This window comes from Caballeronia zhejiangensis, from assembly GCF_022879815.1.
Lineage (GTDB): Bacteria > Pseudomonadota > Gammaproteobacteria > Burkholderiales > Burkholderiaceae > Caballeronia > Caballeronia zhejiangensis.
Window position 1 is genome coordinate 304996 of sequence record NZ_CP084287.1, and the last position, 13315, is coordinate 318310.

The 13315-nt window shown below is 62.2% G+C and carries 12 protein-coding genes; all 12 read right to left on the reverse strand.

Annotated elements, in window-relative coordinates:
* Positions 1-10: 10 nt before the first annotated feature.
* On the reverse strand, positions 11-1129 hold the full coding sequence (locus LDZ23_RS31135; RefSeq protein WP_244808827.1) for a type II secretion system F family protein: 1119 nt from the start codon (positions 1127-1129) through the stop codon (positions 11-13).
* A 12-nt stretch (positions 1130-1141) separates the two neighbouring features.
* Positions 1142-2860: a GspE/PulE family protein gene (locus LDZ23_RS31140; RefSeq protein ID WP_244808860.1), complete on the reverse strand. Its 1719-nt coding sequence runs from the start codon at positions 2858-2860 to the stop codon at positions 1142-1144.
* A 720-nt stretch (positions 2861-3580) separates the two neighbouring features.
* The gene (locus LDZ23_RS31145; RefSeq protein ID WP_244808828.1) at positions 3581-4141 is read right to left on the reverse strand and encodes a hypothetical protein; all 561 of its coding nucleotides are present in this window, start codon (positions 4139-4141) and stop codon (positions 3581-3583) included.
* 34 nt (positions 4142-4175) lie between these two features.
* Positions 4176-5456 carry a type IV pilus inner membrane component PilO gene (locus LDZ23_RS31150; protein ID WP_244808829.1) on the reverse strand — a complete coding sequence of 427 codons (1281 nt, stop codon included), beginning with the start codon at positions 5454-5456 and terminating at the stop codon, positions 4176-4178.
* A 19-nt stretch (positions 5457-5475) separates the two neighbouring features.
* Complete coding sequence (locus tag LDZ23_RS31155) at positions 5476-7104, reverse strand: type II secretory pathway protein (RefSeq protein ID WP_244808830.1); 1629 nt, start codon at positions 7102-7104, stop codon at positions 5476-5478.
* A 5-nt stretch (positions 7105-7109) separates the two neighbouring features.
* Positions 7110-7370, reverse strand: coding sequence for a toxin co-regulated pilus biosynthesis Q family protein (locus LDZ23_RS35055; RefSeq protein WP_425306919.1), 261 nt, complete (start codon positions 7368-7370; stop codon positions 7110-7112).
* Positions 7371-7774: 404 nt separating this feature from the next.
* Positions 7775-8197: a lytic transglycosylase domain-containing protein gene (locus LDZ23_RS31165; protein ID WP_061138294.1), complete on the reverse strand. Its 423-nt coding sequence runs from the start codon at positions 8195-8197 to the stop codon at positions 7775-7777.
* Positions 8194-9468, reverse strand: coding sequence for a TrbG/VirB9 family P-type conjugative transfer protein (locus LDZ23_RS31170; protein WP_244808831.1), 1275 nt, complete (start codon positions 9466-9468; stop codon positions 8194-8196). Before LDZ23_RS31170 ends, LDZ23_RS31165 begins: the two co-directional genes overlap by 4 nt.
* Positions 9465-10265: a transglycosylase SLT domain-containing protein gene (locus tag LDZ23_RS31175; RefSeq protein ID WP_244808832.1), complete on the reverse strand. Its 801-nt coding sequence runs from the start codon at positions 10263-10265 to the stop codon at positions 9465-9467. The genes LDZ23_RS31170 and LDZ23_RS31175 overlap by 4 nt, the downstream gene beginning before the upstream one ends.
* Positions 10258-11508 (reverse strand): TraB/TrbI/VirB10 family type IV secretion system protein, encoded by a 1251-nt coding sequence (locus tag LDZ23_RS31180; RefSeq protein ID WP_244808833.1) that lies wholly within the window; start codon positions 11506-11508, stop codon positions 10258-10260. The genes LDZ23_RS31175 and LDZ23_RS31180 overlap by 8 nt, the downstream gene beginning before the upstream one ends.
* Before the next feature lie 2 nt (positions 11509-11510).
* On the reverse strand, positions 11511-12383 hold the full coding sequence (locus tag LDZ23_RS31185) for a TrbG/VirB9 family P-type conjugative transfer protein (RefSeq protein ID WP_425306920.1): 873 nt from the start codon (positions 12381-12383) through the stop codon (positions 11511-11513).
* A gap of 2 nt (positions 12384-12385) precedes the next feature.
* Positions 12386-13090, reverse strand: a complete 705-nt coding sequence (locus tag LDZ23_RS31190) for a VirB8 family type IV secretion system protein (RefSeq protein WP_244808863.1) — start codon at positions 13088-13090, stop codon at positions 12386-12388.
* Between the last annotated feature and the right edge of the window lie 225 nt (positions 13091-13315).

The following is a 13315-nucleotide window of genomic DNA, read 5'->3' on the forward strand; positions in this document are numbered from 1 at the left end:
TTGCTTTTCCTTAATAGCTTGAAGCGGCGGGATTCCCCGATGTGAGGTTGACGGCACCCGTCACGACGTATGAGCCAATGCCGAGGGTCAAAAACAGTGCGGCGGCAAAGCCGAGCAGGATGAAGTGCGTCGTTCGAGCGTTGCGCTTGACTGCTTCAACGACGCGATCGAGCGACTCGCGGCCTAGACTCTTGATAGCGGCTTCGAACTGATCGCGGCCCGCAGCGTCGGTGATCGTGTCGACGATCGTGACCGAAAAGATGCCAGTGTCGAGCGCGCGCATCGGCTCATCAGATCGAGCCGTCAGGCGTCGATCCATGATCTTCAAATGCCAGCGCAGCCATGGATCGGCTGTCTTGAGAAGCCTGTCCAACGCCGCACGCAGCGTGAGGTTTGAGTCGAACAGGCCCGCGAGCGAAACAATGAGCAGCGCCGCGCGAAGGTCGCGGCGATTACGCCAGAGCAGCGGCATGCGATCGAACTTGTCGCGCAGCGGACCCGCCCAGCGTTTCAGGCTCGAAAAATATGCGAGCACAAGGCCGATCATCGCCGTGAGCGTGAGCCACCAGTACTCGTAGCAGAACGTGTCGACGTAATAGAGAAGCCGGCCAAGATCGGGCCACTGGTCGAGCGGCCGGACGTCAAGCACCTGCGGGAAAATGACCCCACCAAACAGCATGCAGTACGCGTACATATAGACCAGCAGCAACGCCGGATAGGCCATCTGCACCGAGGTGGTCGACGACAACACGCGCTTGGCCTTTGCTGCCATTTCCGCGAGCTCGAAGCCGCGAACGACCGCATCTTGGCGCGAAGACTCGTCTGCGATGTCGAGCAGCGCGTACTCGTCGCCGGGGACGAATGGCTTGATCGCAAGCGCGAAGCTTTCCCCGCGCTGCATCGTCTCGCGGATGCGCGCGAACACACGCCACTCGAGCTTGCCTCGCGAACGGCTGCGCTTCTCGTACGTTTCAAGCCGGTCGAACAAGGTCTCGGTGTTGCGCAGTCCCTTCGCTGCGATATCGAGACGCGTCTCGCGGTAAAAGTCCTCGCGCACTTTCTGAAACTGCCAGCGCGCGACGACCAGCTGCTGCCGCACGGGCAGCATCTTTGCGAACGTGGTGATCATGGAGGACCAGGTTTAGACCATCAAGCCATCGACGCCGGGCATCACGCGGTACTGCGCGAACGACTGCATCGAGCGATTGATGAATTGTGGGTCAATCAAACCGCGCGAAGCCTTGAAAAGAGCATGTTCATATAGCGTCTTTCCAGTCATATCAGCGTTATCGAACCCGGTACGACGCGCCCCGCGCCAAACTGCGCGCGCACCGGCCCAATCGCGCTCGGCGACACGCTCCAGAAATTCCGGGGTCGGGCGATACAACTCGGCCGCCAACGAGGGGCGCTTGGTGCCACCCCCCACCTTCCCGTTGCGCGTGAAAAGCCCTTTAAGCCGGCAGTGTTCGCAGCCGTCGTAGTTGCGGCACGCCATCCGCGAGGTGTCGAGGCCGAACTTCGTGCGCAGCAATTCAAGGTCAGCCTTCGGCATGACGTCCTCCGCCGGCAGCTTGCAGTGCTCGCAAAGCGTCGGGATCAGCTTCTGATTGCCGACTGCATTGATGAACCCCTCGGAAGCGAGCTCGTCGATCGGCAGTTGCAGTCGCCCTCCCGCCATACGCATCACGGCAGCGATGATGTCGCCCGCGTGCAGCGAGAATCGCACTGGGTGACCGGTTAGCGCCAGTTCAGCCACCAAGCCCATCACGACGCGGTCGCGCACTTCGCCAATGGTCAAATCGTCCGGGTCCTGCCGCATTAGCGTTCGGATCACCTCCGCATACTTGCGGTTGGCTTCATCGTCGGTTTCGTCCGGGCGGCGGATGATCGAGTAGTCCGACAGCCACGGCATCGGATACTCGGACGGCTCGTTCACTGCGAACTGTTTCTTGAGTTCCCGATCCGGCAGCATGTACGAGAGAGCGCGCAGCGTCGTCGTCTTGCCCGAACCTGTCTCGCCGGTGAGCGCCGTGATGCCGCCGCTGACATAGTTGAGCGTTTCGATCAACTCAAGCTGGCTCTTCTCCAGGCCCATGTCTTTGGGCAGCAGCACCGAATAGTTCTTGAAGTTGCCGTCGAGCAGACGCAGCGTGACGTCATAGCCGCCAACGAGCGGGGATGACTGCCAGCGCAAGTTGACCGTGTCCGTCTTGACAACCAGCGGAATCATCGCCGACTGCGGCGCGCTCGGCTGGAAGCTGTTGCCCGAGTTCGTGTTGCGCTGAACGAGATCGCTGTACGCGGCGAACAGCGCTCGACGCACAATCGCCTTGGGCATGCGGCTGAACGTGTACATATCACCGTTCACGCGAAAACGGACTTCGACCTCGTTGTGAAACTCACGTGGCTCAAAATGGATGTCACTCGCGCCGTATGCGTGTGCGGCCTCAACGATGTCCCGGAAATTGCCGATCGCGCGGCTCGCTTCGCGAACTGTGGAGTTCGCGGACGCCGCGGCCTTACCCGAGTAGATTGCGGCGATTACGGCATCGGTCGCGATCATCTCCTCGCGCACGAGTATGTCGTTCGCGCCCAAATCCTTAATGAAGGTTGCGCACTGCGCCTTCTCCGCGAATCTTGCAGTGGCCACCGTGATCGCCACGCCCGGTTGCAGTTCAACGGCAACGAACTCCTTGCGCGCGGCCGCCGGAATGCGCAGCGCCGCGTCGTCATCCGCTACCGTCAGAATGCGCTTAAAGTCGGGAAGTGAATCAGGCGACACGAGTTCCGGCCGCCCGGAAGACAATCCACCGCCCATGGGCTGATCTTCGTCTTCCGCTCGCTGTTCCTGCTCTGCCATCGTGGGCGCAGACATCGACTTTTTCTCGGCCGAGGCGATGGGCCGCTGAGGCGCGACATCCGCTGGCTTCTCGAACGCAAGCGGCCTCCCGTTTGCACCAGACGCGCCGCGCGTGTCGGAAGGCGCATCGTCCGCGGCGACGGCATCCCCCGCAAGTGTTGCCGACGGCGCGGCCATGGACCGAGGTTCAGGCTGCGGCGCGTAGCTGGATTGGGCAGCGGCCCCCACCGACTCGGCTGTCGAGGCTGCGCCATTCACTTGCACGCCGTGCTCCCTGGCCGCCATCGCCGCAGACATACTCGCGAAGGTGGGCCGTTCGAAGCTGGGCGGGACAAACGGGCGAAACGCCACGTCATCGTCGGCCGCATGCACCGGGGCTTCAAATTTCTCAGGCACCGCCTGCGCCGGCGAGTGCCAGTCATCGCCAATCTCTGTGCTCTCGACGTCCTCAATGTCGCCCCCCGACAGCGCGCGCCCGAGAAACGTGACTTGGGGATTCACCGCGCGCGTGCTCACCGACGTCGCTTGCTCCGCCGCCATTTCGGAAGTGCTATCTCGCCGCTTCCGTTTTCCGGAAACAGGCGCTGCGGAGGCGAATTTCGGCTCCGCAGTAACGCCGGGCTCAATGAAGCTCGAGCGCGGTGCGCGAAACCGCTTCAGGAAGCCGCCACGCGGAGCGTCGCGCGTGCCCTGCTCTTCTTGTGCGAAAAGACCCATTTCTTATTTCCCAAACGGTACGAAGGTGGAAGCCGTCGACGCGATGCCGCCCGGAGGAAGCGGCGATGACAGATCGGTGATCGCCCTGACGGCTGGCGAGTCCGGAATCGCGGCGGGCGCGTCGGACGGCGCAACGATGGTCTCTGTCCAGTGGCGCTTGCCGTCGACAAGATTGACGGTGAAGCCGTCGATGGAGGCGACGGTCCAACCGTTGAGCAAGCGGCTACCGCTGCGCGCGGTATAAGTCGTGCCTTGATAGTCATACAGCACGTAGGAGCCCGACATATCGGAATACGCGCCAACGAAGGTCGCTGGAATGACGCGCTTTGCCGGGACACTGGGCTTGTGCTCAAACTTGGGCGCGGCTGGTGGGGCCGCCGTCACCGCCGCAGGCGTCGCGCCGAGCGGCGAAGCAAGGCCAACGCCGTTGCCCGGTGCTGCTGGCCCGCCTTGGCCACCTTGCGGACCCCGCATCGAGTCGACGAGCTTTGCGCGCGCGAGCTTGTCAATGTCGTCCAGCGTGAGATGACTTTCCTGCGAAACCGCCGCGCCGGCGACGAACATGAGCGCGCCGAAGCAGGCGGCCCGTGCTGGCCACTTAGTTGAGAACATAGTATTTACCCTTCGCAGAGAAATGCACCCCGGTACCGTCCTCTTTCAGCTCAACGTCGAGGGTGTCCAGTGCCATGTTGTCGGGCAGGCGCGCGAGCAGCGGGCTCTGCCACTTGTATCCGTCGATCTGCCACGTGCCGCGCTGCACGAGCGGCCCCTGCACTTCGCCCGCCGTCGGTTGTCGCGCAATGAGACGCTCGGCTGGCTTGATATCAACGACGTAGCCGTGGCTATCGAGCGTGTCCGGCTTGGTGGAAAGCTTTTGCGGATCGGTCTGCAAGGCCTTGATGAGAGCCTGCTGAGTCGGCCACGTCGCTTGTTGGGCGAGCGCGACCCGTTCAGCGACGGTTACTTCAGGACCCCGCGCGGTCAGATGCCAACCATCCGGGTTGAAGACGACCGGTCGCAACGACTCCGGCGCGCGTGTGTCGAATTCCTTGAAGGTGCCGCCCTGCCGCTTGTAGGTTGCGATGCAGGGACCCGCGATCGTGCAGGACGCTTTTTGAAACTGCCATCCTGCAACGTTGGTTTCTTGCGCGCCGAAACTAGCCAGAAGCTTTGGTGCGAGCTGATTCGCAAGCGGAGCAGGCGCGGCCAGCGTGCGCATGACAGCCGACTGGTATTCCTGCATGAACGTCGGCGGTGGCGCCGGCGGCGGCGGCGGCGGGTTGAGCATCTCAATCAACTGCTTGCCGCCGAAGAACACGGCAGCGAGGATCACGAGCAACGGCACCGTCGTGGGCACCGCTACCGGGACTTTTTTGATCAGCCCGACCTTGCGCGCAACGAGCAGCTCGCGAAGGTCAAACGTCTCATCTACCGCGTGGAGTTGCGCGCCGTAGCCCAGGGTCGCCAGTTCGAGCCCTGCCTTGGCGCACCCGTCCTCGATTTCGTCTCGACGATCGGCAAGCGCATTAAGTGCTACTTCCTGATCGAGCGAGACAGCGCCGCGCTGCACGAGCACCAGATGCACGCGCTCATCGTTCTGGATGAGAACGAGTACCGCCGGGCGCCGACGAACGCGGTCCAACGACGCGATACGCGCCGCAGCAGAGTACAGCTTGCCGCCCTTGCGCTGCGAAGGCTCCAGTTCGCAGAACCCGACGATGGTCTCGTCATTCGCCTTGTATTCGGTGTAGTGCGTCGCGCCGGACTCCTCGACGTAGTGCCGGCGTTCGGCGCGGGCGCCCTTGGCCGAATAAGCGCGCCAATCCAGCCCGAATACGAGCCTGGCGCCCTTTTCTCCCGGTATGGATTCGAAGTGCATACGGATGCTTACCTCGCGCTCACATCGACGGGACGACGGTTGCCGTCAGCATGATCACCTGGAACGTGCGACCCTTATTCCATGCGCCCGACAAGCCACCGATGCCGTTATTGCTGTTGCCGTCGTAGCGATTGCTCACCGCGCCGTACAACACGACCGTCTGCCCATCGGACAGCGCAATGGTCTGGTCGTCCTTGTTGCCGAGGATGTCAGGCAACTGGATCTGCTGCAGCGTGGCGCCCGAACCCGTGCTGATGGTCGTGAACGGACCATTCAGCTTCGAGCTATCGCTCCAGTACGACAGGATGATTTGATTGTGGTCGTTGACCGACGGCAGGATGTTCACGAAGTCACCGACCGTGACGGATCCCGGCTGAAGACCCGGTACGCCCGCGATACTACCGGCGATCGAGCCAACGCTCGGCGTGGTGGCTGCCAAATACCCTTTCGTCTCGAATGATCCGATGGACACCGGCAGGCCGTTCAACGTCAGCTTCGTCTGGGTATTGTCCTGTACCGTCTTTCCGAAGGCGTTGAGGCCGCTGATGATCGCGTTGGTGCCTTCCATCGGCGAGCCGGGTTTCAAGACCGACAAGCCTACAGTGCCGCCAATCGCTGTTGCCAACGACGAAGGCGAAGCCACCGTGATCGAATAGCGCTTCAGACCGTCCGAGATCCGGTTGAACACGATGTCCGCACTGACGCCGGCTTGCGACGAATTGCTAAGATCCACCTGCAGCGTGCGGACGCGCAGCGCGACCTGACGCGTCGAAATCGCGTTCTCACGCGCGAGCAGCGCGCCCATGCGATCGACGGCTTCCTTGGTGTCGCGAACCATCACCAAGCGGCTTTGTGGATTGACGACCACTTCCCCGAGCGGCGACTTCAGCTTTTCGAGTTCCGACTGGATGATCGCAATCTGGTCAAACGTGCCGTCGCGTCCGGTGGACGTGATTGACGAGAACGAACCGGTATTGCCCGACGTGCCGCCCGTGGTGCCACCCGACGCCTGGTTTCCGGTCGACGTATCCGTTCCCTTCGACATCGTGGACTTGATCGACACCTTGCCCGGGATCGCCGCGATCGTGAACGTCTTGGTGACGAACCGGCTGATGGAAATCGTGCTGCCGTCGAACGTCCAGTCGAGGCCGAGGTTCTCGGTCACGCCGCGCAGATACTCACCGACCTTGCAGTTACACGCCTGCGCATAGACCGGCTCGACATTCGACTTCGCGATCGCTTGAGGCTGCATCGGGGCGCTTTGCCCGTTTCCGCCGTTGGTCTTCGGAATCAGCGCGTCGCGCGGAATGAAGACGTCCGGGCTCAGATGCACCGGATAACCGGTAGCGGTGGAGACAAGCGTGGCGATCTTTGACAGCGGAAGATTGCCGGGGAAGACAACCGATTTCTCGCGGAAGATCGCAGGCAATGTCGCTTCATACGCGACCGGCACCAACCGGTCGCCGAGGAACGCGGTCGGCACTTCCTCAACGAGCGACATCGACTCGGGACCGTTGCCCATCGCGCGCGTGGCTTCCGCGTTGGTCGCGTCATAGGCGTGGTTCACGTCGGATTGCGACACCGCGCAGCCGGTCAGCGATGCAGCCACGAGAATGGCAATAGCAGATTTGATTTTCGTGAGGCGCATGGCGATTACTCCTGGCAGTTGGCTGCGCGTGCTACGACGCGGATTACGTTATTGGTGTGCTTGCAAACCCGCGTGGGCGTGCGCATGTGATTGGTCGCCTGCATCACTTGCGTGAGCACCGACTTGAAGTCGCCCGAGAACGTCGCGTTGAACTCGAGCGGCAAGTCGTCGTCGATCTTCCAGGCGAGCTGCCAGCCCTGCTGCTGCAGCCAGCGATCGAGCGCATTGCGCAGGTTGATGTCCTGCGGCGTGATCGAGAAAGACATAACGCCACTAGGCACCGTTGCGCCGCCTTGCGACGGCACGACGACCGGGGCGACCTCCATCGAGCCAACTGGCGACGGCGCGCCAACACCGGGAAGCGCGACGGGCGCGGGACTGCCGACAACGGCGTTGAGCGCGGCCGGAGAGGCAGGCGCAGATGCAGCGACCGAGGCAGAACGAACGACAGGAGCAGCGGGCGACGCCATCGCAATTTGTGCAACTGGGGCTTTCGCAGAGGGCGCCGAGAGGAGTTGCCAGCCGTCCCCGGGCGGAGGTGCGAGGCGCGATTGATCAGGCTCGGCCACCGCAAGGCCCGGCACAGTCGTGAGTGCAAGACACGCGAACAAGTGAGCCACTATGCGCGCGGTGCGATGCGTTTGAAGAGAAAAAGTAGGCGTCATGTCGGTCAATTCGCGCGTTGCAGGCGGCGGTAAATGTTGTTGGCGTAGATGAGCTGCTTGTTCGAGGAAACCGCGTTGTAGGCACCGACCGCTTTCCATGTCGGACCGAACTGCTTGATGTTCGAAGCCAGAATCCACGTCCCCACGTAGGCGTTCACGCAGGCGTCGAACAGGTGTTGACGGGTGATGCCGAAGCGACCCAGTTTTGGAAGCCAGGATGAGTTGATTTGCATCAAGCCAATGTCCTCGCTCCCATCGGTATTGCGGTTCGTCACATACGGGCGCATTCCGGACTCCTGCTGTGCGATCGCACGGACCACTTGAACGCTGACGCGGTGGTAACGTGCGGCGTCGTCAAGACAATCGGCACGCACATGCAGGGGGAGGCTCGCGCAGAGAAGCGGCAACAAGAGGGATAGTCGGTTCATGACGCGGGCCGATCAAAGAACCGCACATCGTGTTTGCGCAGCACGTTGACGACATTGCCGTCGGCATTAACGATGAACTGCTCTGCGGTGCCATTGAACTTGTAATAGCGGCCCTTCTGCTCGCCGGAGCCCATGTGTCCCACGTCAGCAACCGTCACCTTGCCAACAGTGTCGGCGAACTTGAAGAACGTCGAGCCGTTTTCGTCGAACACGCTTTGAAGCGCAGCCTTGTTCGCGGCGTCGAACTCATAGACGGTTCCCGCGACTCGGGCAACTTCGACCTTGTCGGTGCCGTTAGAGATCGTGAAACGCTCCGCGCGGTTGAAGGTCACCACGTCGGTCGCGTCATCCCACTTCGGACGCAGCGACTTGCCGTCTTGTCCGGTCACCTTCAGCTCCGCGTTGGGCTTCTCCGAGAACTTGATCTGAATGTGGCTGTCGTCGCCATCGCGGATCGCCAGTGCTCCAAACTTGGCAGCAAGGACGGACCCAGATGCTGCCGGCGCGTCAGCAGCGACCCTCTTCGCGATGTCTGCGATGGGGTCTGTCCCAGAAGCTGCGCTCGACGCGGCCACCGGAGTAGCAGCCGCCGAAGCAGCAGCGACCTGCGACACGGGCGCGACGTAGTTGACGGCCACGGACTGCGGAGCCGAGCGGCGGAGTGTTACATGGTGAGAGTTGAAATCGACGTCGGCGTACAGGTCGGACGCGGCCACCAGCCGATCGAGCGACTGCATCCAGTTCTCGCCATCGCGTGTGCCGAAGCTCGTCGAGGCCGTCAGGTCAATGTCTTTCTGTGCCGATCCCGTCCAGCCCTGCGGCACCAGCGCTTTGACCAATTGCGCGAGCGGCAGCGTCGCGTTCAATGACCGGGTACTTTCGAGGCTGCTGCGCGGTCCAATCAGCGCAAGGCGGCCGGAGAAGCCAGAGAAACCGGACGGCGTGTCGCTGCGCGCCTTGTCGCCAATGAAGCGGTTTGCCTTCTTCCAGTATGCGGTGGCGCTCGAGCCGCCCGCCGAGTAGCGGATCACCTCGGGCGTGCCCGGCACGACAATGTACGGTCCCTGGTTATGCCCACCGTCCACGCGCAGCGACTGACCGGCACGCGGCTGGAAATAGGTGTCGCTGCCATCGTTGAACACGAGCGCCGGTCGCTCAAGCACATTGCCCGCGATCTCATAGTCAAAGTCGAGCGGGTCTGTGCCAGCGGCCACCGCATTGAGGGTGACTGCCGCAAGCGCAAGAGTGAGAAGAGAGAACGTGTGCTTCATAAACCGCGTTCGATTTGAGAGAGGTGCTTCACGAAGCGCGCGAGGTATTCGCGGCCCGGTGCGGGATTGGCGCTGTGGTAGTAGGCGACGGCCTTTACCGCGGAATGCGTGAGGCGGTAGTTCTCGTTAAGGATGTCTTCGGCGACGCGGATGTTTGTCGCCGGCGCAAGGGCATCCCAGGCACTCGCGAAGCGCTTGCCGTGGTATCCCCAGTTCACTTGCATCAGGCCTATATCGAAGTTAGATCGGCCGTTGCTGATCAGATAGCGGACCGCGCGGTACGCGTCTTCGCGAGTGCCAAAGAAGAAACCGCGACCCGCGACATTCAACGCCCACGGCCATGCACGACCGTTGTAGGCGGACTCGTTGAGCGCGATGCCGGCGAGAATTTTCGGATCGACCGAGGTGTGCATCGCCTCGAACGGTGCCTGCGCAGATGCGCACGACCAGCCACCCCGCCGCTCTGCGATACTCGCTTGTGCGTCATCGGTAAGGGCCGCGGGGCGCAGCCATCCGGCTTTCACGAAGAGGCTTTCGAGGCTGACCGGCGACCCATCGATGCTCACGGCGACGCCGCCAGCAGCAGCTTCGACTGTTTGGCCTTCGAAACGGTTAGCCCATGCGAGGAACGGCTTCAGCCCGCAGGTGTAGACAGGCTCGCCCGGCAGTTCGACGATTGCGCGCTTTACGCCGTCGTCGAGCACAATCCGCGTCGGGCTGATGATCGAATCGATGATTGCAGCATGGGCGCCGAACGCCATGACAGACAGGCATGCCGCCGCGAGAGCCTTACTCATGGTACGGCTCCATCACGATGTCTTGGGTGACCTGCACCAGAAACTTCTGGCCGGGCTCCACCGTGATCGTCGGCGGGATATTCTGGTTGCGCTGCATGACGGTCTGGGCCGTCGCTGCCGCGACCTGCCCTGCCGTGTCGCCATAAGTAGTGACGCCGCTCGGCGTCGCGGTCGTCGCCGTCTGCGAACTGCTGTCGAAGGCCTTCAGCAAAATCGCAGTAATGAAGCCCGCGCCGAAGATTTTCAGGAAGTGGTTGTTCACGTCGCCCGAAAACCCGGCGTAGCCGTTCTGGTCCGCACCCTGCATGCCGTTGAGCGGCACGCTCTTGCCGTTGGGCAGACGCAGACTCGTCGAAGCGACCAGCAGGCGCTCTTGGCCAACTTTGACGTCCGCGCTGTACATGCCATTGATGAACGCGCCCTTCGGGATCATCAAGCAGTCGCCGCGCAGGCTGTCGTACACGTCCTCGTCCACCATCAACGCCACGCGGCCCGGCTTGTCCGAGTTCAGCCCCTCGATGGTCTTGACGTGGATGACGTGCGGCGGCGTCAACGTGCAACCCGTCGACCTGCCATTGAAGGTTGTCCGTTCGATGCCGCCGCGCGAACCCGCATCGCGCAGGAAGGCGCGGTCTCGATCTTCCGGTGCTTGGCCCTGCTTCGCCAAGGCGATCGCCATCGCATCGGGGGTGTTGGCTCCCGCAGCGTTACGGGCAGCTCGCACATCGTCCAACGAAGGAACGCCAGCGGGCAGTACGCCGGTCGCCGAGTTCGCGGAACGCGACGCGCCTGCCTGTTTGAAGATGGAGGACGTATAGATCGCGTCTTGCGCCGCCTGCCGCGAGAGCTCGCGCGTGTCTGTGCTCGAGCCTTTGACTTCTTCCTGGAAGTCCGCACCGGTCAGCATCGGCTTGACGGCGGGCTTCGGAGCCGCCGCTGCCGATGCTGCCTGCGCGGCTGCCTCCGACGCCGCAGCTTCCTGCTGCTGCCGGATCATTTGATCGATGTCGTTGTTGTTCGCGGCAGCCGGCGCTTCCGTACTCGACTTGAGCGCGGTCGCTTTTTTGAGGCGCGCCTCTTCGTCCGCCTTGTTGGTGGCTTGCAGCTCGTAGTAGAAGCCGAGCCCACCAATCACCACAGCGGCCAGAATGCCGATGCTCATGATCGCATTGCGCGGCGTCTTACCCTTCACGAGCGCCTCTTGTTCCGCGCTGGGCGTGGCCGCGTCCGGTTTCTTCGCCACGGTCAGAACACTCCGAACATGCGCCGACGGCCGCGCGTCACGGTGACCTCGTCCTTGCCGGAACGCAGCACGATCTCGTCGGCCAGACGCTGGAGAACGAGGAAGTCGCCGCGGCGGATAAAGTTCGCAACGACGCGGTCGCCGTGGTCGAGGATGAAGGGAACCGGCCACTCCTGCGCTTTGGCAGGCATGCGCATCCAGACCGCATGGCCGTCATCGAAAACCGTTTCCGGCGTGAATTCGGCGCGGCCGTCGACGCTGTAGTCCCAGTTCAGCTTGTCAGGCGAGACGCTGATGCTTCCCGAGTCCGCACCACCACGGTCGCCGTTCCCAGACGCATTCTCGCGAGCGCTGACGCGGGCGATTGGGGCGCGTGGATATTGGAAGCGCACCGTCTGATAGAACATGCCGCCCGCCGGTGACGCGATGAGCGTGAAGTCGTACTCCCGCAGGTTCGTCGTCAGGTGCAACGTGTTGACGAGGTCAGCCTTGTGCGGCTTGATGAACACGTGGTTCATCTTGTCGTCGTCGATCTCCCACTGAACGCTGTCGCCCATCGCCGGATCAGCGATCAGCTTCTCGCCCTTCTCCAGCTCGATGGTCGTGAGCTTCAGCGGTGCAGTCAGGACGCGATAAATCTGGTCGCGGCTGTACGGGAACACGCCGATACGTGCATCACCCGGCATCGTCAGAGGATCGGCGCCACCGTTGAACGGGTTGATGGGGCTCATTGGGTCGCCAGCGACAATTGCCGCGTTAAAGCCGGAGTCGCTCGACGCTTTCTTCGCCATAGCAGGTTGGGCGAGCAATGCTGCACACGCAGCAAGGACGCACATGCCGATGACCGGCCGTTTGTTGAGAATGGTTGCGGTCATGCTTATGCGGTCCGCTCGAGGCGGAAGAACGGAATGAAAATGCCGAACGGATTCGTGGTGAGCGCCTGTTCGGCAGTCGGCGCAACAATCTGGTAACGCAACGTCAGAGCGTACGACTTCACGTCGGGCTTGCCCGTCGCGCCAGCTTGCGAGGTGGTCGTCGTGAATTCGACGAGTACGGTGTTGTCTTGGAGCAGCGCGATGTTGCGTACATCGACTTCACGGATCAGCTTGGGATTTGCCGTAATCGCTTGGAACGGTGCGTCAGCCCTCAACCAGTCGCGGAACTGACCAGTCGCGGCCCCGATCATTTGCGCCTTCACCGAGTTGATGTTGGCGGTCATGCGCGACGTCTCAAGCCGGTCAGATAACACCGGCTCGATGGTGAACCAGCGAACGGCCATGTCCTTGACCGTCGTACGAACGGCTTGGGAGTCAGGCTTGTACGCGACAAGCTCGGTGACGATCGGATGGCCGCCGGTGTCGGCCGAGACACCAACGACGCGGGTCACCGAAGGCGGCGGTTGGCGCGTCCACACAGCGCCGGCCGCGATGAATGCGAGGCCGAACGCGATGAGCATCCAGCGGTTAGCTTCGAGCGTGAGCCTTGTGCTCGTCTCGAAAATCACCTGGCTCGGATCTTCCTCGGCATATGAGCCGGGGGCCGTGGACAGCGCGGCCCAACGCTTGTTCTTGAAAAGACGCATGGCAACCCTTTGGAATGGCCACCATTGAAACAGCGCGAGCGTCCTTTTTTTAGCGGAAAGGCGGGTGGTTTTGTGCGTCATTGCACGGTTGGCACCGGCGACATTTAGCAGCCTTCAACGCTGAAACTGGGTCTATCATGATGAAGCCCTTTCCCAACAAAGACGCTGTTTTTTGCCGTCTTTCGGGTGCACAACGTTTTCCGAATTTGACCTTTTTTAGCGGCG